Below are 21,712 nucleotides of genomic sequence, written 5' to 3' on the forward strand. Positions count from 1 at the left end.
GCCGATAGACTGCGACGGATGGTGCAACTTGATTTTCTGCTCGCCCACCCGCCGAAGTCCAACGACTTCACCGAACGCGTTGAATGGCTGGTTAATGTCTTTACATGGTTGAAGCACCCCGCCCGTCGCGGCGAGGAAAAGGTCGCTTGGGAACGGACGATGTCCGTCCGCCTGAAGTTTTTGTTGAAGCTGCTGGAGCAAAACCCGACCTGGAGAAAGAGCTTCGTCACGACGCTCTCGCTCGCCGTGCGGGACATGTCCGGGGTCGCGCTGTTTGCGCGCGCGGGCCTGTCGGCCCATCCCAGCTTCTTGCAGGATCTTTTGCAGCGGTTTCAGGAAAAAATTCTGCCCCAAGCGCCCTTCGATCAAGATTTACCCAGCTTCCTGCGCGAGATCTTTCCGCAAGAAGAGGACAGCCTGCTCGTGACCGCCGTCGACGAGGACGTGCTGAAACGGGTCGTGGCGCTTTTCGCGGACGACGTGGAACTCATCCGTCACTTGGATAGCGAGCTTCGTCAGACCGCCCAGATTTTGGCGACGCAGACGTTGCACTCGGCGCTGCTTTTCTCGGCGCAAGAGTCGGGACGTTTAGAGGCGCTCGATAAATGGCCCGAAAAGCAATTGGTGCGTTGGACCGATCGCGTGGCGGCGGATGTGGACGGGAACGGCTTGGCGTCCGGCGATCCCGCGATCAAGACCGCGGACTTTCGCGAACTGCTCGAGCGCTGCCGCGAACGGATCGCGCGTTCAAGCGACCGCTTCACCGAGTACGGCATCAGCGTCGATCAGGTGTACCTTCTCAAACAGCGCCGTCGCTGGCTGGATCGTCTGGAGATCGTCATCGAACTTCTGCTGGAAGCCAACGTGCGCGATCGTAAGATCCGCGCTTTCATCGCGGGCCTGATTTCGGATCTGCACCAGAGCCGCAGCTTTCAGACGTTCATGCGCGAAAACCTCAGCTTGCTTTCGCAGCGGATCGTCCAACGGCAGGGTGAGGTGGGCGAGCACTACGTCACCTACGATTGGAAGCAGTTCCGGCACATGTTTTTGTCCGCCGCGGGCGGCGGGGCGGTCACGTCGCTGACCGTTTTCATGAAGCTGCTGCTCAGTAAACTTCATGCCCCCGGCTTCATCCAAGGTTTCATCGACAGCACGAATTACGCGGTCAGCTTCTTGGCGATTCAGTTCAGCGGCTTCACGCTGGCGACCAAACAGCCCAGCGCGACCGCGCCTTACCTTGCGGCGAAACTGAAGCTGTCGCTCGGCGAAGCCCGCAAGGCGATCATCGCGCTTTTGCGCACGCAGTTCATCGCGGTTCTCGGAAACGTCAGCTTCGTGATCCCGCTCTGTCTTTCGGTTTCGTGGCTCAGTGTCATCGCGGGCGCGCCGACCATGTCGAAAGAAAAAGCCCTCTACACTTTGTGGTCGACGGATATTTTCGGGCCGACCGCGCTATGGGCCATCTTCACGGGCTTTCTGCTTTTCTCGGCGAGTCTGGTCGGGGGCTGGTTCGAAAACTGGGTCGTCTTGCACCGCTTACCGGAACGTCTCGAGAATAACCTCGCGAGCGTTCGCTATTTCGGTCGCGGGCGACTTTTCTTCGCGGGCGTTTTGCGCGACAAAGCGAATGCCATCGCCGCGAACGTTTCGCTCGGATTCATGCTGGGGCTCTTACCCCAAGTCCTCGCTTTCCTCGGCCTGCCGTTGGAGGTTCGTCACGTCACGCTGTCGACAGGCGCTTTCTTTTCGGCGCTGCCGCACCTGTGGTCGGAGGGATTGGGATGGGGAGCCTACGCGCGGGCGCTTTCGGGAATCGGCTTGATCGGTCTGTTGAACGTGGGCGTGAGCTTCAGCATCGCCTTCTTGCTGGCGGCCTCTTCGAGCGGCGTGCGCGTCCGTACGTTTTTGAGCCTGATCCGTTGGAGCCTGGGGCTCGTGCTGACGAAGCCGTGGCTTTTGGTCGTTCCCGAGAAACGCGACTCCTAAGAGTCCCTTCAGAGTCCGTCTTGGATTGAGAATTCGCGACAACTTTCCCAGTGGAATGCCGATAAGAATCATATGGACGGTTGGAGTATCGCACGCTTACGGAATTCGGGACTCGTGGGGCTTTGGCTCCTGATGCCGCATTTCGTTTTCGCGCAGTTCCCCATCCATTTCGGCGCGATGCAAGCGGGCTGCAATCAGTATGAATCCCTGTTGCGCGCCCAGAATCCGACCTTCGCTTGGCGGATTCAAGAAGCGTCGGGAACGAATCTGGTCGATATCTTGAACGCCAGCGCGGGCACCTTGGTGGGGGGACCGACCCGCACCGCGGGACCTCTGCTGACGGCGCCTTCGCGCGCGCTCGCGCTCAACGGGTCGACACAGTACGCGTACTCGGTCGCAAGTTCCGCCGCGCCCGCGGTGATGACCATCGGTCTGTGGTTCAAAACGTCAACGGCGACCGGTGGTCGTTTGATCGGAGTCAGCAGTGCCACGACCGGGGCATCGGGATCGCGTGATCGGCACATCTACATGCGCAACACCGGGCAGCTGCTTTTCGGTATCGGCGCGAACATCACGATCCAATCCCCGAAATCTTATAACGACAACGAGTGGCATTTCGCGGTGGCGACCTTGTCCGGAGCGGGCATGCGGTTGTACGTCGACGGCGTGCTGGTGGCGTCCAGTGCGAGCACGGCGGCGCTGTCGATCCCGACCGCATACGTGCGCGTGGGATACGATTCACTTGCGGGATGGGCGTCGGCGCCCTCGTCGAGCTTCTTCAACGGTCAAATCGCCGAGCCTTTCTTCAGTTTGAGTGCCGCTTGGGCCGAAGCGCGCATCACGGATCTGTACGAAATGGGAAAATTCTGCCGGACTTTCGAGGCGCCGACGCTCACGTCGATCGCGCCCCGGCAGGGCATCGGCGCGGGGGGCGGAGTGGTGACCGTCACGGGCGCGGGCTTCATGGCGCCGATGGAGGTCTGGATCGCGGGGCGCGAGTGCACGGCGCTCACGATCGTGAACGATACGACCGCGACCTGCACGGTCCCGGCGAACGCCAACGGAAATTCCGCGATCGAATACGCGAACGTGAGCGCGGTCGTCGGCGGGCGCGCGACCACGGTTTCGAATTTGTACGGCTACATCGGGGCGCCGCTGTTCTGGTTGGACTCGACCGCGCCGAATTCGCTTTTCACCGCCACGAACTGCACCGGGGCGGCGGGAAATGGCGCGGCCGTGGCGTGCTGGCGCGATCTTTCGGGTAACAACATCAACTTCACCCAGGCGACCGCCGGGGCGCGACCGACGAACGTGGTCGGCGCGGGTTTGGATTTCGACGGGACCGCGGATTTCATGAGCGGCACTTTGACGGCGATCGCGAATACGGCGGCGGTGAGCTTCGCGGGTTGGGTGAACTTGGATACGACCTCGACGCAGTACGTGGGTTTCCTTTTTCATCGGGGCACGCTGAACGCGACGGGTATGAATGCGACCACCAGCGCGACGCAAATCGGTTATCACTGGAACGACGCCTCGAATACCTACGGCTGGAATTCGGGGCTGACCTATTCCGCGGGCGCGTGGAACTTCTTGGGCCTAGCGCTCAGCACGTCGGCCGCCGTTGGCTATCGGAATACGGGAACGGCGACGAACAGTGTTTCCCACACGGCGCTGGCCATCGGGGGCAAGTCCTTCGATCTGGGCCGGGACAGCAATGGCGGTCGCTTCCTGGACGGCAAAATCGAAAAAGCCGGGATGTGGAACCAAACGCTGAACGCCACGCAGATGGGCGTCATTCGCGACTCACGTTAAGAGCCGATCACCTTCACCTGCGCCGCCGCCTTCGCGGCTTTGCGGCGCGCTTCGGCGACGGTTTTGCCATTGGCGAGCGCGACGCCCATACGCCGGTAGGGGCGCGCGTCGGGCTTGCCGAACAAACGAAGATCCGTACCGGCCTGCGCGAGGGCTTTGTCGATGCCGGTGAGGACGGGCGCGGAGAGGTCTTTCTGCGCCAGGATCACGGCCGAAGCCGTGGGACCAGTCGATGCGATCTTCGGAATCGGCAGTCCCAAAATCGCGCGCAGATGCAGCTCGAACTCCGACAGGTTCTGCGACATGAGCGTCACGAGCCCCGTATCGTGCGGACGCGGCGAAAGCTCCGAAAAGTAGATATCGTTTTTCGTCAGGAAAAACTCGACGCCGAAAAGACCCGCGCCCCCAAGCGCGTCGGTCACCTTCTTCGCCATGAGCTGGGCCTTCTTCAAAAGACGCGGGGGCACTTTGCCGGGCATCCACGACTCTTGATAGTCACCGCGTTCTTGACGGTGACCGATAGGCGGGCAGTAAAGCGTTTTGCCTTTGACCTGTTTGATCGTCAAAAGCGTGATCTCGGAATCGAAGCGGATGAACTCTTCGACGATGATTTTTTTCTGATCCCCGCGCATGCCGGCCAGCGCGTAGTCCCAAGAGGCCTGCAAGTCCTTGGCGGATTTCGCGACGCTTTGACCTTTGCCGCTGGAGGACATGACGGGTTTGATGACGCAAGGAAAACCGATGTCGTCCGCGCCGCGGGCGAGCTCTTCGAAGGACTCGGCGTAGGCGTAGCGCGCCGTTTTCAATTTCAATTCGTTTGCGGCGAGATCACGAATCGCGTCGCGGTTCATCGTCAAGTTCGCGGCTTTGGCCGACGGAATGACGGTGAATCCCTGCTTTTCGAGTTCCACCAACTTCGAAGTGCGGATGGCTTCGATCTCGGGGACGATGTAGTCCGGTTTTTCCGCGCGGATGACCTTTTCCAGTTCGTCGCCATTCAACATATCGACGACGATCGCGCGGTCGGCGACCTGCATCGCGGGGGCGCCGTGGTAGCGGTCGACCGCGATGGTGGTGAGTCCCAGGCGTTGCGCGGCGATGACGAACTCTTTCCCCAGCTCGCCCGAGCCCAAGAGCATCAGTTTGATGGATTTACCCAAACGATCACGAGATGGCAGCATGGTCGAGTCCTTGGTGGAAGTGATGTCCTTCGCTTGTAGCGCGGACCGGAGGTGTTGTCAGCGTGGAATCGCTGTGTTCCAATGATCCTCGGCATGGATCTTCTTTCGGGTGCGCTTCTCGTTTTTCTGGCGACCAGCTTCGGGGCATTCCCGGCCTATTTTTTGCGCCGGATGGGGCCGCGACTCGAAAGCGTTTTGCTGGGGATGTGCGCGGGGGTCATGCTGGGGGCGACCTTCTTTTCGCTGCTGCTACCGGGCCTCGAAGCGTTTCAGAAGCAAGGTTACTCGTCCCTCGTGTCGGCGCTGTTCGTCGGGCTGGGAATTTTGGTCGGCGCCGCGCTTTTGCTCGGCTTTCACCATGTGATCCCCCATGAGCATCTGCTGAAGCTTGAAGGGCAAGAGGACACCGCGACCCACAAGGCGATGAGCCGGCAGTGGCTTTTGATCCTGGCGGTCGCGTTGCACAACGTACCGGAGGGGCTGGCCGTCGGCGTCGGCATTTCCAGTGGCGACGACAAACTCGGGACCACGCTTGCGACCGCGATCGCGTTTCAGGATTTTCCGGAGGGCTGGATCGTGGCGGTCGGGCTCATGGCACTCGGGATGAGTTTCGCGCGCACCTTTTTGATCACGGCTTTCACCGGGCTGATGGAGTCGGCCGGCGTGGTCGTCGGATTTCTCGCGTTGCAGTTTTCGGTCGCGCTGTTGCCGTCGGCCTTCGCCCTGTGCGCGGGCGCCATGCTTTTCGTCGTGAGCCACGAGGTCATCCCGGAATCTCACCGCAAAGGATTCGAACTTCACGCCACGGGCGGGGTGTTGGTGGGCTTTATTCTCATGATGGTTCTGGATTTGGGGCTGGCCTAGTTTGATCGTCGTCTCAAACTGAGAAAAGACGGTGAAATCCCTCATTCGATTTCTTAATAATCCCGAAGAGATACTGGGATGAATCTGCTTCTTTTTCTGTTTTTGATGGGCCTTTTTTTCGCGGGCTGCGCGGTGATCAATCGCGCGTTGAAGTCGCGTCCGCGCGGGCGTCGCGCGAAGACCTCCGTGAAGTCGAAGTTGGCGATGACCGCCACCGGCCATGTGGAGGTCGAAGGTTTTGCTTGGCCGATCCACGAACCGGTCACCACCCTGCGTGACGGACAGGCCGTTTACTACACGATCAAACTTCAGCGCCGGGTGGCGCGAGGCTCCGGCGGGGACCGTCGCCAAGAGTGGCTGACCTGCTGGTCGCGCAGTTTCCGCGATCCGTTCTTTGTGGTGGACGGCACGGGCGTGGCGATTCTGCGCCCCGACGGCGCCGAAGTGGAGACCGCGACCCAGCGGACCACGCCGTGGAACCGCGTCTCGAAAAATGATCAGGAAAACTTCGTGAGCGCCATGTTGGATGTCGCCATTCCCGAGTTTCCGCCGTCCCGCGGTCCGATGGACTTTTTGAAGAGCTCGGAGTTCCGCATCGTCGAAGAAGAAATTCTGGTCGGGGCTCCGCTTGACGTGATGGGGGCCTTCCATGCGGGAGTGGCGCCCTTCGACATGCCGGCCGTTTTGAAGCACTTCGCCGCGCAGGTCTTCGATCCCGCGACCCGCGCCATTCGTGACAACGCCACCCTGCTTCAAGCCAATCGCGATTCGAAAGCGATCGAGGGCGAAAATCACAACGGCTACGTGCTCGCCGCGCGCAAAGCCGCGCGGATGTTGAACCGCCCGGAGCCCGCGGGTTACGAGCAGTATAAAATCTGCGGAGAGATCCGCGCCTCGGGAGAAGCGCATTACCTGATCGCCGATCGTTACGACGAAAGCGTGACGGGAAAACCCGACCGTTTCTATTGGCCCCAGCTGGTGGGCGGCGGCGTCGCGATCGCCGTGTCGGTGATCTGGATTTTCGCGACGATCACGCCTTGGGTGCGCGAGCAGAGCGATCAGACCCAGTCCCGGGTCGCTCAGGAGGCGCGCGCCGATGCGGAAAAGAACAAGCCCACGCCGCAAGAGCTGAAGCGTCGCAGCTGGCGTCGGCAGATGGCGCGTCTGGATCGCCAGGCGTTCGGGATGCAGGCGGAAGAGATTCCCTCGACGTCTTTTGAACTCAACGACGTGGGTCAAGAAAAGCCGATTCCGCTCGCTTTGACGTACGGAATTTTTCTGATCGAACCGCAGAATCTGCAGGTCGTGCGCTACGACGACGATTTGCGCGGGGTGGGCGAAACGCCGGGCCTTTTGCACGTCAGCGGTGAGGGGCAGGTCGTCGTACAGGACTTGAACAAACGCCTGGTCGTGCTGGATCTCGTGAACCGGACGCGGACGCCTTATCCTTTTCAGGCCGCGGCCGCCATCATCGAAGGCGGACAGCTGTACTGGATGCGGGTCGAAGACCAGTTGGCCCGGGTTTACCGCACGCGCATTCGCGATTTCGATACGGTGGAGCTCGCCACGAATCTGAGCTTTCCGCAGGCCTCGACGGCCGAGTTCATTCGCGTGTCGGAGAAAATCCATCTTCTGACCCGCAATACGGCGGGTAAGGTGACGAGTCAGTTCGAAATCTTGCTCAATGAGCTGAGTGCCGAGCCTTCGCCGCAACTGAGTGGCGCGCTGGCCGACAGCGATGAGCGCATGAAGAAAAGTTGCCCCGCCTGCGAGGCGAAGGACGAAGCCGTCAGCGCGCGGATCTCGACCGTGGGCCAGTTGAACGTCGTTTACGAGATTTATACGAAGCGGATTTTCTGGATCGGCAACGAAAAGAAAAGTCGCCTGATTTCCAGTGCGGGTCCCCCTAACGAAGAGCGTTTGCAGGGGACGGATTGTTTGCGCCAACCCCAGCGTTGCTTGAGTTTGGAAGCCAACGATCGTCTGGAATATTTCGGAAACTACGGTCGCGAGTTCTGGGCCCAGCAGGCGCAAAGCCTGCACTACCTGTGCATGTCGTCCGGGGGCCGTGCCTGCGAAGCGCTGCTGTTCTCGTTGGAGGGGCGGCAAGTGTCGGCGGCCGTCCGCGAGCAGTATTTGTGGGCGTCTTGCCGTACGGCCAACGCTTTCAGTTGTCGCGAGCTGATCCGTCGGAACGTGCCGTACAAAGGCTGGGCCGAATTCGCGATGGGAAATTTTTTGGCATTCGAGCAGCGCCTGCCGGCCAATTCGGTCGAGGGTGTTGACATGGTCGATGAGTCGCAGAAAAAAGATCACGAGTGAGCCCCATCTATCCCCCGCTTTACGAGCATTGGCTGCGCCCGCGCCTGCACGTCGTGCGCGCCGAAAAACTTGCGACCTGCGACGACTGCGCGATGGTGAACCCCGTCGGCGTAACGCGGGACCCGGGGCCGTTCCGTGCGGATCTGAAGTGTTGCACTTACTTCCCCTACGTTCCGAATTTCGGGCTGGGCGCCATGTTGCAAACCAACGCCTCCGGGGCGCGGGTCCGTTTCGCCGCCGCGAAGGCGCAGGGGCTTTTTCTGCCGACGGGACTGCACGCGGCGGCGGAACGCGAAGTCCTGCAGAGCGAAGCGGGCTACGACGCTTTCGGCAAGGATGAGCGGCTGCTTTGCCCCTTCCATGATCGTCAACGCAACCGCTGCGGGGTATGGCTGAACCGTCCCGGAGTCTGCGCGACCTACTTCTGTAAAACCGAAGCGGGTTTCCCTTACTGGCAGGACGTGGAAGCCTACCTGAACCATTTCGAATGGGGGCTCGCGAACTGGACCACTGAACGCATGGGCGTCGACGAAGAACGTATTGAGATGTGCAAGGCGGCGCTCAGTATCGAAGAGTCGGGCGAAGAACGCGACTACTTCCTGCGCGCGGCGTGGGGCGCGGATTTTGGCCAGGAAGAGTCATTCTTCCGGCGGGCGCTGGAAATCGCGCGCGCGATTTCCAACGAAGAGCTCGCGGCGCTCATCGGGGATCGGGGCACGCAGCTCGAACTCCGCATCAGAAACGTTTGAACCATTCCAGAAACGTCGAAAGCTGATCTTTTTGCTCGGTCGTGCTTTGCAGCTCGGTCTTGATGGACCAAGCACCGCCCAACTGGCGCCGCAGCGCGAGCGATTGTTTGTCCTCGAAATCCGAACCCAGTGAAAGCGAGGTGCGTCCGTCGACTTTCAAGCGGGCCGCGTAGGTTTTCGCCACGGGATCATAACTGACCGATTCGATGGGCGTCGAGGCGAGCAGGAACAGCGACGCCACGCCGAGCGCGCCGTCGGCGAAGGCCCGTTCGAGGTTTTGCGCCGAGGAGCTTTCCTCTTGCGAGAGTTCGCCGAGGGATTTTCCGAAAACGATGATCGAGATGATTTGTCGTTGCGAAAGCGGCGGGTCGGACTCCCATACGACTTGCGGCGATTCGGTCGTTCCCAAGAGCCGGATGCGGACCTGCACTTCGCTGGTCTGGTAGCTGAAAAGTCCATCGAGCGCCGTCGCCGACGATGTCGGACGATTCACGTTGATGCGGTTCACTTGGATTTGCCGACGGAACAGCTCGACCTGCATGGGCAAAACTTGGGTCAGGCCCGTGAAAGAGGCCGGTCCGGAACTGCCGATCTGCAGGCGCTGATCGATCTTCAGCGGGACCGGTTCCGAGATCAGGTTCGAGCGCAGAATGATCGGTTCATTCGGCGTGCGCATGCGAAGGTCGAGCGACCAGGGAAAAGGCGGCGGCTGCGACTTTTGTTTCACGACGAGCGCATCGCTATCGGCGGGGGCGAGGTTCGGCGCCTGAATGCGCGAATCCCGAACGAAACGGGGAAGTCCCAAAAGCGAGAGTCGCGGCAGCTCCAGAATCAGGCGCGGAATTTCGAGATTCGCGCGGACCTCCACGCGCCGGGACGGCTTCAGAAGCTCGAAACCCCGCACCTCAGCATTCAGGTCAAGTTTCACGGCCTGCAGGCCGTCGCCCAGATCCGTCGTGAGGTGCACGTTCGCCGTGCCCGCGCGGGGATTGGGATTGTCGCTCGAAACACGCAGTTCGATCGGCCCGCTCATCCGGTAGAAGGGCGCGGGGATCTGCAGGAGCGTCCAGCGGATTTCGCGCGCGAGCCGCTGCAGATCGCCGACGCGCACTTTGGCTTCGAGGGCGCGCGGCTTCAGCTCATCGCGCCAGTCGGAATCGCGCGCGTAACGGAAAGCGCCCGCGATCTGCGCGTCGACCTCGATGCCGCTGAAGCTGGGGCTGTCGAGGCTGGAATCCAAATCGAAAAGATACTCTCGCGGCGAGAAGCGGTAAGTGATGTGCGCTTTCTGATTGATCTCGATGCGGGGAAGCGGGATGTCCCGGGACTTCAGAAAGGGCGGGCGCTCCAGATCCAGGCGGGCCTTCGTGTTGATACGCGCGTCGCGCGGGCCGGCGACGATGTCGGTGGCGACGTCCACTTTCGCGGTCCGTCCACGGACCTGCGCCTTCGCGTCGATCCGCAGGTCTTCCGCGAGCGTGACGTCCGCGGACAGGCGGTGAAAATCCGGCAGACGCAGCTGCGCCTTCAGCGTCGCGGCTTTGAGGTCGGCAATGGCCGCCGCGTCCAGGTGCAGACGCAGGGGCTTCTCACCCAAGTCGAAGTCCAAACTCGTCGAAGCGTTGAGAACCTCGGGCGTTTCGCCGTTGGCGATTTCGGCCGCGCCACCCAAACGGAAACCTTCGCTGAAGCGCAGATCCAAACTTGCCATTTCGATGACGATGTCGCCCCAGGCTTCGCTGGGGATCAGATTCTGGTAAGGGCCGATAAGGCCGCGGAAGCTGGGCTCGGGAATTTGCGCGAGCGGATCCGAGGTTTTCGCGGGGGCGCCCGGTTTCAACGTCAACGCGAGTTCGCCGCCTTTGAGGTGGAACGTGGGCGGCGCGGAAAGACGGATTTTGAAGCCCGCGAAGTCGAACTTCACGTCGATATGAAGTTTCGCAGCGCAGAAGTGAATCAGATGTGGATCGTTCAGATCCAAACAGAGCTTTTCACTGTCGACGAAAAGATGTTTGCGCCAGAAGCTTTCCGATTCGACCCGCAGATCGAGCGCATCGAAGCTCAGGCGCAGTTGCGGCGCGAAGGTCGCGAGCGCCCAACGGACGTTGGCCGCGTTCACGACGAGCTCGGGCCGGTACAAAATCACGAACGCGGCGATGCCGATCACGACGACCAAGAACGCGAAGATGCCGGCCAGAAACGCAAGGCCACGTCGCAGGAACCGGAGCATCAGAACTCCCGTCCGAAACTGACGAACCACTGCCAGCGGGCATCCAGATCGCCGCTGGCGGCGGTCGGCTGACTGATGCGTCCTTGCGCGAGCGTCGTGCGCACGGGACCAAGCGGTGAGCTCCAGCGCAGGCCGACGCCCGGGCTGTAGTAAAGAGTGTCGTCAAGTTTCAGCGATTCGTGTCCGCCCCAGCCGAAATCGAAAATGATCAGGGGCTGCAGTTTAAAGGGAAGCATTTCGACGAAACGGAGTTCAAGGCCTTGGGTGTAGCTCGAGACGAATCCCGAAGCGTCGAGCGGCAACTGCTTCCGCGCGAAACCGCGAAGATCCGAGTCCCCCCCGATGAAGAAACGTTGGCTGACGGGGACTTCGCCCAGCCCGGCCAGACGGTCTTCGAAAATGAAGCTGCCCAGGCGAATGCGCGTGCCTACGACCATGAGCGGAGGATCGAAATCCAGTACGTTCCAAAGACCAAGCAAGTCGACTTGGAAACGGTGATAGGTCGTCGGCGAGTCGACGCCGCGCAGACGTGAATTCACGTTGATCGCGTAGTTCCAGCCCTCTTGAGGTTCAGCGACGAAGTACTCAAACAGGTGGCTTTTTCCGGCGGCGTTAAAGGTCACGAAGGTCGAATCGTTTTGCCGGGGGCCGGTGGCGTTGTCGAAAACGCGAACGTCTTCGATCGCCGGACCGATCGAGGCACGATGTTCGGCCGAGTCGGTTTCGATGCTGAACCCCGGGGAAACCGAGAATTGGTTCGTCACCGATTCGAATTGGTCTTCGAGTTCACGGCGCAGCTCGTAGCGGGGCTCGATGTAGACGCGCGAGCGGGCGTCACTTAAAGGATAGTGCTGCATCCGCGCTTCGAACTTCTGTTCGCGGTACGAGGCGGTCAGCGTGACTTGTCCCTGACTGCCGTTCTCGGTCAGTAAAACGTGACGGAAGCTGGTCTTCAAAATGGGCCCGACCTCGGAATCGACGCCGACCCCGAACGTCAGCAGGCGCGGCGTACTGGAAACCAGGTGACGGTCGATTTGGATTTCGTTATTGGGTCCCAGGGGGCGATCGCAACGGGGATCGAAGTAGCTCCCAATGTAGAGTTCCTGACCGATCAACCGATTGGTCGAAAGCTGAAGGAGGCGGGGGTCGAAGACCTGCCCCTGATAGAAAGCCTGATTGCGTTCGACCAAGCCGGGTTTGGTCGTCATGCCGAAGCGCTGAACTTCCCCGAAACGCATTTGCGGACCGGGGTCCACCTGAATGCGGATTTCGCCGTTTTGCGGGAAGGCTTGAAGCTCCAATTTCACGCAAGCGTACCCGAGTTCCTGCAGGCGCGTCTTCGCCCAAGCTTCGGTTTCGTTCAGGATATCAGGATTCAACGGCCGCCCGCGCAGGTTGCGTCGGCGATCGAGACGGAAGGAGGCGGGCGCGCCGTTCACGATCAGGTGTTCGACCCGGCGAAGCGGGCCGACCTCCACGACGAGTCCACCGTCACGAATGTCGAAGCTCGGATCCAAGTAGCCACGGTCTTGCAGGAAAATCCGCGCGAAGTAACGCGCTTGGGTCGGCGGAATTTTCTGCCAGGCATGGCTTTCGGGATCGCCGCAGAGAAGTCGACGTTCGTTGGCACTGAAGCTCAGGGGTTCGGGCGCATCGATGGTGATACCGGGGCAAAGCTCGTAGGCCCCGGCGGAAAGTGGCGCGAAAAAGAGAAGGAAGAGGATGCGTCCGATCATGGGGCCGGCGCGGAGTTTGTTCGAAAAATCCAGGAAAATCAATTGTCGAACTCCCAGACGAACGGATTCCTCGGCGGAAAATTCCTAAGCGAGGGTTTCCACCGATGATTTCCTAAAAAAGGGGCGGAATTCCCAAACTGAGTCGACAGTTCTAAGTCGCCGGAACCTCGTTTTCACGCTTGTGAAAGCGGGCCTCGGAATTGCTCAATCGAGAATTGGGGTTCAGGAAATTGGAGTTTCTGAAAGTTGGGGGATCTCTTGAAGCATTTTGACAAGGCCCGGGGCTCGTCCGAGCATAAGGGCATGCTGAAATATCTGTTTTTCACGATGTGGGCTCTGCTTTTCACGCTGCCGGCGCGGGCCGAGATCCTGTTTGAAGCCTACTACCGGATCGAATCGCGTGGCGAGCCCGTCGGTTATGTCATTCAGCAGCTGGCGGAAGATCGCGCGAACCAAACACGCAGCATTCGTTACTACACCCTCCGCAAAAACGACGAAGGCGTGGAACGTAGCGGGGTCGAATCCGTCACGACGCTGACGGGCTCGGCCAAATCCGTGAAGACGTGGACCCGGCAAGACGATCTTTCGGCGCAAGCGACCGCGGCTTTTGCCGACAAGAAGGTCACGGTTCGTTACCTCGCGCCTGATTTCAAGAAGCTTCTGCGCGACGAAACGCTCGATACCCCGAAGAACGCGGGGATTTCGAGCTTCGTGCTGAACGCGCTGGCGGCGAAGAACGCGCACTGGAAAGGCGCGCAGAAGTACGAAGCTTTCGTCGAAGAGAACATGCGCTTCGCCGAAGGAGAAGTTTTCCTGCGCGCGGAGATCGCGTTCGAAGGCGTGCCGGTTCGTCAGCTTGAGGACAACCTGCTCAGCGAACGGATGGAGCTTTTTAGCTTCGCGGACGGAAATATTTTGGGCTCGCGTTCGGAAGATGGCACCCAAGTCGTTTACCTCGTGAAGGATCAGAAAACCGCGACGGCCGAGATGCCGTTCATGAAACAAGAAGTCATGGATCATTTCGGCGGCCGCATTCCCGACGGTCGCACGCATCCGCTCATCGAGAAAAATTTGGGGGGCCTGCGCGATTGGTTGAAGCTTCAGCCGAGCGCGATCCCGCGACGTCCGGGGTCGGTCAGCATGATCGGCGGTGGCCAATGAGGACACCGGCGATTCATATCCTTCGTTATCTGCCCCTGCTTTTGTTGGGCGCGGCGCTCTCGGCGCAGGCGCGTCCCGGCGGCGGCGTGGCCGCGGCTGCGTCCCAGTTGAAGGGCCCTGGCCCCAAGGGGCTTTGCACCTCGGACAGTGAAAACGCCAATGAGAAATGGGTCAAAGACGGCTGGTGCAAGCAGATCATGGAAACCATGACCAAAGAGGACTGCGCGAAGGACGACTTCGAAAAGCTCCAGCAGAAAGCCAAGTCGAATCAGATCAACGGGCTGGATAAGTATTGCTCCAACATCTCGTCCAAGGCGAACAACAAAAACGAGTTTGCCGGGGTCATGCAGCAGATGATCGCCGCGCTCGTGATCGAAGAATCAGAGTGGGTCGCGAACGCGAAGGGTCCGAACATCACCGCGGACGGAAAAACCGGGAGCCAGATTCCGAAAGGTGCGAAGGTCGGCAACGCGAAAGGGCTTCTGCAGCTGTCCACGGATTCGGTTCGGAAATACAAATGCTGCAAGGATTTGAAATCCGACAAAGATCTGAACGATCCGAAAAAGAGCCTGAAGTGCGGGACCCAGATCGCGATCCACTGGATGCAGCGGGACGGGGAAGCGGGTAAAGGTTCGAAGAGTCAGGCGCGGGGCGCGGCCCGTTACTTCCAGCCGTATCGTGAAATCGACAAGGCCAAACGTGAGCGGATGCAGAAAAAAGTGAACCAAGGTTACTGCAACCGCAACGGCAAACCCGACACGCAGAGTGCGGGCGCGACGGGAACCGAGAACCGTCAGTAATTCAAAAGGCGGGGGCCGACGTTAGTCGGCTTTCCCCGAGCAGTTCATACGATTGAAAGGGAACGTCACGAAGTGGTGGACGTAGTACTCCTTCTGCGAGTCGACGCCCCAGTTGAACTTCACGCGTTCCCATTCCAGGCTCAGACGCTCGTTCCGTTCGATCGTGGTCGAGATCCCGTTCGTCGAAAGACCCGGCGCCACGTTCGCGGGGGCCAGGATTTCGCCGCGACCCGAGCACTCGATCAGCTGCGGGCGGGCCTTGTCCCATTTGCAGTTTTTCTTATCCCAGCGGGCCAGCACGACACCGTCAAACACCGCGAGGTCTTTCGCGGCGTAATCCAGCATGGGGCCCATCGGCGGCGTAACGACGCCTTCGTAGATGGGAAAATTGATTTTCCCCAGGCGGTCTTCATAACGGAAATAAACGCTATCGCCTTCGCTCCAGATTTTACCGGCGGCGACGGACATCGCGCAGATCAGCAGAAACGAGTTCATGGGGACTCCTTCGAAAGTTGTTGTTGCAGCAAAAGATGCCCGATGATGGCGACGCTCACCATGAAGCCGGGAAGCAAGACGTAGGGCTCGAACGCGACCCACTCATTACTTTGGGACGCGGCGAAAAGTTGCAGCGGTGTCGGAAACGACGTGATCGCGATCACCAAAATATTCACGAGGCTCGCCGCGCCGAACAGCTGAAAACCCAGAGCCCAGCGCGGCGGAGTGAAGCGTTCGGGGTGGCGTTTCATCATCACGCCCAGGAGGAGGGCGACGCACGCGACCAGCACGTCGAAATTGTAGCCGCCGGCCCCGAGCTGCGCGGGCGCGATGCCTTGGCGGACGCCCGCCGCGATCGCGGCTTCGGGCAGAAAACGAAAGCTCTGGAACAGCACAAGTCCCGCGACGCCGATTTCGTTCGCGAAGGCGCGCACGATCGGCGCGCGCGCGACGGCGAAGGCAAGGGCGAACATGAAAAGCACGAACAGGAAAAACGGGGGCGGCCATTTCGCAAAGTCCGCCAAGAGTCCCAAGCGGGCGAGGGACAAGGGGATCGCGAAGAAAGGGAGCGGCAGCAGGAAACCGAGTGTCCACGACGCGGGACCGGTCGCGGCGATCAGCGCGCGCTGTCGCACCAAGAGCTGTCCCCACCACAAAAGGGTGAGCAAGCTGGTGGAAAGAAGAAGGATCTGTCCCGCGTTCATGCTCCTGCGGGATCTAGCGAAGCGACCGGGGAAAGGCAAAAACGGAGGGCGTAGCGGGCACTTATGGCATTTTTTATGCGTCCCGGTTCGGGACGGGTGGTGGCGTGGAGCGAGGGTTCCACCCGGGTTCCATCTTTGACGGGTACGCTGGGATCATGAAAAGCCCCCGATCAAAGCGACCGGGGGCGAACGGAAACGGTGGATGTCGGTGATGAAGCGTAGCTTTCTATTGGACTCCTTCCGGTTGGGATTCGGCCTGGATCTTTTTTCGCTCCAATTCTTCTGGCGACATTTTGCGATGCCCGCGGCGTTCGGGAGGTTTGATTCCCCACGCATCGAGCAAGGTTTTTTTGTCTTCGAAGTTCGTCGCCGCTTCAAGCTCCGCGATTTGGGCCTCCGTCAACTGGGCGCGGAGTTCGGGGGGAAGACCGCGCGGTCGATGTTGCTGCGCCAAAGTCACGTCCGCATGCAGGGCGAAAAAACTCAGAATCGTGGCCGAAAAGAACAAGGCTCTTTGCAGTTTGGTTTGTGTTTTCATCTTCACTTCCTTTGCCGCGGTCACGGCGTTTATGAGGTGACTTTAACGCCGGATGATGGAGCCGTTGTTGAGCGGCGCGGGAATTCTCAAAATCAAAAACCATTTCACAGTTTTTTGACGAGAGCGTGGAAAAGGTGTGAGGATGTTGGAAACTCTGGGAGGTCAGCGTGATCGAAATTCTGTTGGTCGAAGATGATCCGGGTATCGGGCGTGGACTTTCCATCCACTTGCAGACGGAAGGCTACCAGGTCTACTGGGCGAAAAACCTCGAAGAGGCGAAAACGCTGTTGCCCGTGAACCGTATCGAGCTCGTGCTGCTCGATCTCGGCCTTCCGGACGGGAGCGGTCTGGATTTTCTGACCCGTATTCGCGGCGAGGCCTTTAAAAAACCCGTCATCATCCTGACCGCGCAGACCGAGGAAGATAAGGTCGTCGAAGGTTTCGAGCGCGGCGCGACCGATTACGTGAAGAAACCTTTCGGCACGCGTGAACTCGTCGCCCGCATCAAGGCGGCGCTGCGCGAGCCGCTTTTGCGCGAAGAGAGCTTCCGCTACGGCGAACTCGTGATGAAAACGAAAAGCCGTGCGGTCGAATATAAAGGACAGGCTTTCGACTTGAACCGCAAGGAATACGAGATCCTTTTGTACCTCGTGCAGCGGGCCGAGCAGGCGGTCACGCGCGCGGACCTCGTACAGGCGATCGACAAAGACGCCGAAATTTTCGATCGCACCGTGGACTCCCACGTCAGTCACATCCGCACGAAGCTCCGTAAAGCGGGCATCGAGGACATCCAGATCGCGCCGATCTACGGCATCGGCTACCGGCTGGAGAAGACATGATCCAGTCCTCGCTTTTTCGTCGTCACTTCTTGATGGTCATCGGGGTTCTGGGGTTTTTCGTCCTCTGGGGACTGCTCGTGAATCATTGGCTGATGAAAGTGACGCGCGAAAACCGTCCGCCGCCGCCGCTCAATACGGCGCGCTTTCTGGCGGCCTTCGCGAACGGCGACTACGTGGCGGCGCTGAAGAAAGTCGAAGCGAACATGGAGCCGGGCGGCTCGCGGCTTTCGCTTTGGGATCACGAAGGACATCAGATCTACCCCACGGATCGTTTGGTGCGCTGGCCGCGCGCGCGACCACCGGGATTCATGGAAGGGTTTCGCGGACCGCCGCCGCCGGAAGAGGAGTTGCCGGCGGGCGGTCCCGACGAAAAAGAGGTCTTTCACGCTCCGGAAAATCATCTTCCCACGGAGGTCTTCGAGCAGCGTATGGTGGGCGAGCCCCCCTCGCACGTGATCGTGCGTCTGCCCGGCGAACCCGCGACCTATCTGCTGCACGAGATGCGCTGGAAGATGCCGTCCGGAGGGCTGGGCGGTCCCTGGGTTCCGCTCGGCGTTTTGACCGTCACCATTCTGCTCGGCGGCTTGGCGGCGCTGCTCGTGCTGTACCGTTCGTTCGACGGTATGGTCGCGCTGGCCGATCAGGTCATCACGGATCTGCAGAACGGAAATCTGAAGGCGCGTTTCCCGATCCGTCGCACCGACGAAATTGGCCGCGCGATGATGCGTTTCAATACCATGGCCGACGAGATCGAACGTCTGGTCGAGCAGGTCCGCCAGATCGAGCGCTCGCGCATGACGCTTTTGCAGGATCTCGCCCACGATCTGCGCACGCCGGTCGCGTCGCTGCGCACGTTGATCGAAACCTTGAATATTCAGCGCGAGAAACTTCCGCACGAAACCCAGGAAGAGATCCTGCGGCTCGCGCAGGCCGAGGTCGGGTATTTCGAAAAGCTCGTCGAAGATCTGCTGTTCCTCGCGCGGGTGGGCGAGCCACGCTACCAGGTGGGGCACGATCGGGTGAACCTGGCGGGATTGATCCGCGAGGAGGGCACGAACGCGAATTCGCGCTCGGAGTCCTCGAAATCCAACATCGTCGTGGAGTCGCGCGGCCCCGGCGGCGATCCCACGATCGGCGCGGACGACGTCCTTGAGGTCCACGGGGACGAGCAGCTTTTGCGGCGGGTCCTGCGCAACGGCATCGAGAACGCGAAATCGTTCGCGAAGTCGAAAGTCCTTTTGCGCTGGGAGATCGCCGCGGACGGCAAGGTCGATGTGTTCATCGAGGACGACGGCGCCGGTTTTCACGCGGACGTCATCGAGTCCTTCGGCGAGCGTCGGATCTCGCGGCGCCTGGAAGCCCAGCAGGACGGGCGCATCTCGCTCGGTCTCGGTTCGGTCATCATGAAGACGGTGATCCGCGCGCACGGGGGCGACCTGAAGGCCGCGAACGAATCGAGTCTGCGACCCGGCGGCGCGCAGGTGCAGATCCGTCTGCCGCGGACCTAGGTTCTTCCACACTCGGGCCGAACTTCGGCCCCTCCGGAGGGATCGACGTTTTGGTCCGTTCCACACTTCTTCCACGCCCGCAAGACCCTTCGGTTTTTCGGCTTTGTGGAGAAGTGTGGAGGGGCCCGGCCCTTGAACTCTCTCGGGGTATGAAAACTCAAAAACGTGTTACCGATCAAATCTGGGTCTTGGTTCTTTCGGTCTTCGGGCTGATGCTTTCGGCCTGCGCGGGACAAAACACCTCGAGCACGACCGCCACGACGACGACGACCTACAGCTGGATCAACGGCGTCTGCACCTCGAACGCGGGCGTGCAGGTCAGCAGCACCTACTGCGGCTCGACCTATACGCTGACGAACGGCGTTTGTTATACCAGCACGGGACAAGCGGTCGCTTCGAGTTACTGCACGAACACCGGCTATTACCTTTCGGGAAACGTCTGCTACTCGAGCACCGGTCAGGCCGTGGCGACCAGCTACTGCTCCAATGGTGGCTATTACCTGGCGAATGGCGTTTGTTATTCGAGCACGGGGCAGGCGGTGGTTTCGACCTACTGCGCGGCCACGGGATACTACCAAGCCGGCGGCTACTGTTACTCGAATACGGGACAGATCGTGGCGGCGAGCTATTGCACGGGGTCCACGGGGCTTTCGTGCGTGGGCTACTATTACTACGTGACCGCCTACGGGGCCCAGACGGTGTACTGCGCGGGCGCCAACTGCGCGGGTTACACGTTGGTGGAGCCCAACACTTCGCGCATGGTGATTTGCCAGTAAATGCGGTAAGGTGCTGGACGATGAATGCCCCGTCCCGCACCCGCATCGAAGTTTGCTCCAGTTGCCTGCGCGCCTTGGGCCTGATCACGAATCGGGTCGAGCGCGAGGCCTTCTTCGAGCGCGTTCGTGAAAAAGTGCGGGCGCAAGATCCCGAGGGGCGATTGCAGATCGAGGTCGGGCAGTGCCAACGCCTGTGCCCGCCGGATCGGGTGACTTTGGCGGACTCCGAAATCCTGCCCGCGGAACCCCCGGGCGACGAACCCCGCTACGGTATCACTCGTTTAGGAGTCACCTCCGGCGCCACGGAAGAAGCCGTGGTCGAATCCATCCTGAAGCGCCTTTCGACCGTTTCGGACTGAGACTTCTCCGCAGCTTTGTCAGTCGTTCGGGCGTCCCGTGGGGCGCAGACTGATGGAAACGGAGGATTCATGAAACGATTCGCACCTGTCTTGATGCTGCTCCTGCTCACCGCCTGCGGTCAGGAATTCAAACTCAATAACGACTTCGGCGCCCTCACTTCGGACGAACTTCTGGGGCTCAGTCGTAAGACGGTCAGCGACGTCGAAGAGACCGCGGCGACGGGGGACGAGGCGACCGTCACGTTGATCGACCAAAACCCCAAAGAGGTCTGCGGCATTCAGAATGATGCCGTCGCGCCCCGGCTTTCGGGCCAAGAGCGCGAAGTCGTCGAGCTGCTTTCGCGCGAACAGGCGATTCAGAAAATGATCCAGATCGCGGGTGAGCTCAAGGAGCGCTTGAAGTCCGAAAACGCGCCAAATATCGAAGAGTTAGAAGTGGAGCTGCAAGCGCTACGTGAGAAGCTCGCGCGCCTGCAGGAGGACCCTTCCTACCAGGCGGCTTTCGATCGGGGCCGCGAAATCTTGAAGGACCGCATCGACGGGATCCCTTCGGGGGCGCGGCCGATCCTGACCGAAGAGCAGCAGAACTGCTTGCTGACGGAAGGGCGCCAACGGATCTGCCAGGATGCGGTTTTCGCACGGGCGAACGGCGGCGCTTTGCCGAACGGCCTTGCGCTTCCGGCCCAAGTGCAGGCAAGCCTGCAGCGTTTCTATGAACGTCATTGCGAAGCTTCGAACTAAGTCCGGCCCCACAGCACGTCGGTCCATGTGGCTTCAGGATCTTTGATCCGCCAGATGAACCCGTCCAGGACGTAGTGAGTCGCCTGGGGGAGGGCGAGCAGGGGCACAAGAAGGCTCAGCGCCTCGTGGCTGGTCAGCGGAGGAAGCTCCGCGAAGATCGGAAAAGCCGCGAGGTGCTCGCGCCAGACGAAGCCCGCCCAGAAGCCCTCTTCGACGTAGGCGAAAAGAAGAAGCAGGCCGAAAAACGCGGGGATCCCGATCACCCGCGAGACGAAGTGACTCGCGCCGACGAGTTCGCCGCGTTCGCGGCGGCGCGCTCCGTACACCCAGATGAGCGCCAGGTACGGAATCCCGTGGGAAACCACGTTCGTGATCGTGAACACCAAATCCAAATTGAAATGCACGATCCCCAAGTACCAGGACAACAGGGTTCCGAAGACGATCCCGTTTTTGGGCAGGTTGAATCCGCCCCGCCGGAGGCTCGCACGGGTTTCGGTGAACAGATACAGCGCGATGACACCGAGGTAGACGACGAAGCCCGCTTGCGCGAGGCCTTCCGGGACCGCCGTCCAAAAATCGCCGGCCAGGAACCAGTGAAAATCCCGGTCCGTGCGCGAGTGCCAGTACAGAAGCGGGTAAAGGGTCGCCGCGTAGATGACCGCGGTGGCGCTGTGACGTTCGAGCGGCGTCGGATTTTCCTCGCGCGCGTAAAGGCGTAGAAAACCATACTGCTGGCGGATGAAGTGAAAGACCGCGACGTAGGCAAGCGTTCGCCAGAACCACAGGGGATGGATCGCGTAAAGCAGAACGCCCGCGAAGAAAAGTCCCAAAGGGATAAGGGTCAAGAGTTTACGGTTTCGGCGAAACTCCTCGCCGTCGAAGTAGGTGCGGTAAAGCGTCGAGTAGACGTG

General features: G+C 60.5%; 19 protein-coding genes. 12 read left to right on the forward strand and 7 right to left on the reverse strand.

Going from position 1 to position 21,712, the window contains the following annotated elements:
- The first annotated feature begins 18 nt into the window (after positions 1-18).
- Positions 19-1,986, forward strand: coding sequence for a hypothetical protein (locus KF767_07590; protein ID MBX3017733.1), 1,968 nt, complete (start codon positions 19-21; stop codon positions 1,984-1,986).
- Between the two features lie 72 nt (positions 1,987-2,058).
- Positions 2,059-3,798: an IPT/TIG domain-containing protein gene (locus tag KF767_07595; protein ID MBX3017734.1), complete on the forward strand. Its 1,740-nt coding sequence runs from the start codon at positions 2,059-2,061 to the stop codon at positions 3,796-3,798.
- Here the strand turns inward: KF767_07595 and purT are convergent.
- The gene (gene purT / locus KF767_07600; GenBank protein MBX3017735.1) at positions 3,795-4,979 is read right to left on the reverse strand and encodes a formate-dependent phosphoribosylglycinamide formyltransferase; all 1,185 of its coding nucleotides are present in this window, start codon (positions 4,977-4,979) and stop codon (positions 3,795-3,797) included. The two genes, KF767_07595 and purT, sit on opposite strands and share 4 nt — an antisense overlap.
- 93 nt (positions 4,980-5,072) lie before the next feature.
- On the opposite strand from purT, the gene KF767_07605 reads away from it, so the two are divergent.
- The 3 genes from KF767_07605 (at position 5,073) to KF767_07615 (ending at position 8,914) form a co-directional block, all read left to right on the forward strand.
- Positions 5,073-5,843 (forward strand): ZIP family metal transporter, encoded by a 771-nt coding sequence (locus KF767_07605; protein ID MBX3017736.1) that lies wholly within the window; start codon positions 5,073-5,075, stop codon positions 5,841-5,843.
- Between the two features lie 78 nt (positions 5,844-5,921).
- The gene (locus KF767_07610) at positions 5,922-8,165 is read left to right on the forward strand and encodes a hypothetical protein (GenBank protein MBX3017737.1); all 2,244 of its coding nucleotides are present in this window, start codon (positions 5,922-5,924) and stop codon (positions 8,163-8,165) included.
- On the forward strand, positions 8,162-8,914 hold the full coding sequence (locus KF767_07615; GenBank protein ID MBX3017738.1) for a hypothetical protein: 753 nt from the start codon (positions 8,162-8,164) through the stop codon (positions 8,912-8,914). Before KF767_07610 ends, KF767_07615 begins: the two co-directional genes overlap by 4 nt.
- Here KF767_07615 and KF767_07620 read toward each other — a convergent pair.
- Positions 8,901-11,144: a translocation/assembly module TamB domain-containing protein gene (locus tag KF767_07620; protein MBX3017739.1), complete on the reverse strand. Its 2,244-nt coding sequence runs from the start codon at positions 11,142-11,144 to the stop codon at positions 8,901-8,903. The two genes, KF767_07615 and KF767_07620, sit on opposite strands and share 14 nt — an antisense overlap.
- Entirely contained in the window at positions 11,144-12,922 is a 1,779-nt protein-coding gene (locus tag KF767_07625; protein ID MBX3017740.1) for a BamA/TamA family outer membrane protein, read from the reverse strand. Before KF767_07625 ends, KF767_07620 begins: the two co-directional genes overlap by 1 nt.
- A 261-nt stretch (positions 12,923-13,183) precedes the next feature.
- On the opposite strand from KF767_07625, the gene KF767_07630 reads away from it, so the two are divergent.
- Both KF767_07630 and KF767_07635 read left to right on the forward strand, forming a co-directional pair.
- On the forward strand, positions 13,184-14,041 hold the full coding sequence (locus KF767_07630; protein ID MBX3017741.1) for a hypothetical protein: 858 nt from the start codon (positions 13,184-13,186) through the stop codon (positions 14,039-14,041).
- Complete coding sequence (locus tag KF767_07635) at positions 14,038-14,841, forward strand: transglycosylase SLT domain-containing protein (GenBank protein MBX3017742.1); 804 nt, start codon at positions 14,038-14,040, stop codon at positions 14,839-14,841. The genes KF767_07630 and KF767_07635 overlap by 4 nt, the downstream gene beginning before the upstream one ends.
- Positions 14,842-14,862: 21 nt before the next feature.
- Here the strand turns inward: KF767_07635 and KF767_07640 are convergent, their stop codons facing one another.
- From KF767_07640 to KF767_07650, 3 genes are all read right to left on the reverse strand, one after another.
- A complete protein-coding gene (locus KF767_07640) occupies positions 14,863-15,336 on the reverse strand; it encodes a hypothetical protein (protein ID MBX3017743.1) in 474 nt (157 codons plus the stop codon).
- A complete protein-coding gene (locus tag KF767_07645; GenBank protein MBX3017744.1) occupies positions 15,333-16,040 on the reverse strand; it encodes a hypothetical protein in 708 nt (235 codons plus the stop codon). Before KF767_07645 ends, KF767_07640 begins: the two co-directional genes overlap by 4 nt.
- Before the next feature lie 226 nt (positions 16,041-16,266).
- Positions 16,267-16,578: a hypothetical protein gene (locus KF767_07650; GenBank protein ID MBX3017745.1), complete on the reverse strand. Its 312-nt coding sequence runs from the start codon at positions 16,576-16,578 to the stop codon at positions 16,267-16,269.
- A gap of 167 nt (positions 16,579-16,745) precedes the next feature.
- On the opposite strand from KF767_07650, the gene KF767_07655 reads away from it, so the two are divergent.
- From KF767_07655 to KF767_07675, 5 genes are all read left to right on the forward strand, one after another.
- Entirely contained in the window at positions 16,746-17,417 is a 672-nt protein-coding gene (locus tag KF767_07655; protein MBX3017746.1) for a response regulator transcription factor, read from the forward strand.
- A complete protein-coding gene (locus tag KF767_07660; GenBank protein MBX3017747.1) occupies positions 17,414-18,925 on the forward strand; it encodes a HAMP domain-containing histidine kinase in 1,512 nt (503 codons plus the stop codon). The genes KF767_07655 and KF767_07660 overlap by 4 nt, the downstream gene beginning before the upstream one ends.
- A 149-nt stretch (positions 18,926-19,074) precedes the next feature.
- Positions 19,075-19,701, forward strand: coding sequence for a hypothetical protein (locus KF767_07665; protein ID MBX3017748.1), 627 nt, complete (start codon positions 19,075-19,077; stop codon positions 19,699-19,701).
- 20 nt (positions 19,702-19,721) lie between these two features.
- Positions 19,722-20,060 (forward strand): hypothetical protein, encoded by a 339-nt coding sequence (locus tag KF767_07670; GenBank protein ID MBX3017749.1) that lies wholly within the window; start codon positions 19,722-19,724, stop codon positions 20,058-20,060.
- 69 nt (positions 20,061-20,129) lie between these two features.
- Positions 20,130-20,801: a hypothetical protein gene (locus KF767_07675; protein ID MBX3017750.1), complete on the forward strand. Its 672-nt coding sequence runs from the start codon at positions 20,130-20,132 to the stop codon at positions 20,799-20,801.
- Here KF767_07675 and KF767_07680 read toward each other — a convergent pair.
- Positions 20,798-21,712 (reverse strand): hypothetical protein (locus tag KF767_07680; protein MBX3017751.1); only part of this gene is annotated, 915 nt, incomplete at its 5' end. The genes KF767_07675 and KF767_07680 overlap by 4 nt on opposite strands.

The sequence above is a fragment of the Pseudobdellovibrionaceae bacterium genome (genome assembly GCA_019637875.1).
Taxonomy (GTDB): Bacteria; Bdellovibrionota; Bdellovibrionia; order Bdellovibrionales; family Bdellovibrionaceae; genus JAHBUW01.

Coding starts and splice junctions, on each gene's coding strand:
- KF767_07670 (MBX3017749.1), top strand. CDS start 19,722: ATGAATGCCCCGTCCCGCACCCGCATCGAAGTTTGCTCCAGTTGCCTG.
- KF767_07635 (MBX3017742.1), top strand. CDS start 14,038: ATGAGGACACCGGCGATTCATATCCTTCGTTATCTGCCCCTGCTTTTG.
- KF767_07620 (MBX3017739.1), bottom strand. CDS start 11,144: ATGCTCCGGTTCCTGCGACGTGGCCTTGCGTTTCTGGCCGGCATCTTC.
- KF767_07610 (MBX3017737.1), top strand. CDS start 5,922: ATGAATCTGCTTCTTTTTCTGTTTTTGATGGGCCTTTTTTTCGCGGGC.
- KF767_07590 (MBX3017733.1), top strand. CDS start 19: ATGGTGCAACTTGATTTTCTGCTCGCCCACCCGCCGAAGTCCAACGAC.
- KF767_07630 (MBX3017741.1), top strand. CDS start 13,184: ATGCTGAAATATCTGTTTTTCACGATGTGGGCTCTGCTTTTCACGCTG.
- KF767_07595 (MBX3017734.1), top strand. CDS start 2,059: ATGGACGGTTGGAGTATCGCACGCTTACGGAATTCGGGACTCGTGGGG.
- KF767_07640 (MBX3017743.1), bottom strand. CDS start 15,336: ATGAACTCGTTTCTGCTGATCTGCGCGATGTCCGTCGCCGCCGGTAAA.
- KF767_07660 (MBX3017747.1), top strand. CDS start 17,414: ATGATCCAGTCCTCGCTTTTTCGTCGTCACTTCTTGATGGTCATCGGG.
- KF767_07675 (MBX3017750.1), top strand. CDS start 20,130: ATGAAACGATTCGCACCTGTCTTGATGCTGCTCCTGCTCACCGCCTGC.
- KF767_07645 (MBX3017744.1), bottom strand. CDS start 16,040: ATGAACGCGGGACAGATCCTTCTTCTTTCCACCAGCTTGCTCACCCTT.
- KF767_07665 (MBX3017748.1), top strand. CDS start 19,075: ATGAAAACTCAAAAACGTGTTACCGATCAAATCTGGGTCTTGGTTCTT.
- KF767_07650 (MBX3017745.1), bottom strand. CDS start 16,578: ATGAAAACACAAACCAAACTGCAAAGAGCCTTGTTCTTTTCGGCCACG.
- purT (MBX3017735.1), bottom strand. CDS start 4,979: ATGCTGCCATCTCGTGATCGTTTGGGTAAATCCATCAAACTGATGCTC.
- KF767_07605 (MBX3017736.1), top strand. CDS start 5,073: ATGGATCTTCTTTCGGGTGCGCTTCTCGTTTTTCTGGCGACCAGCTTC.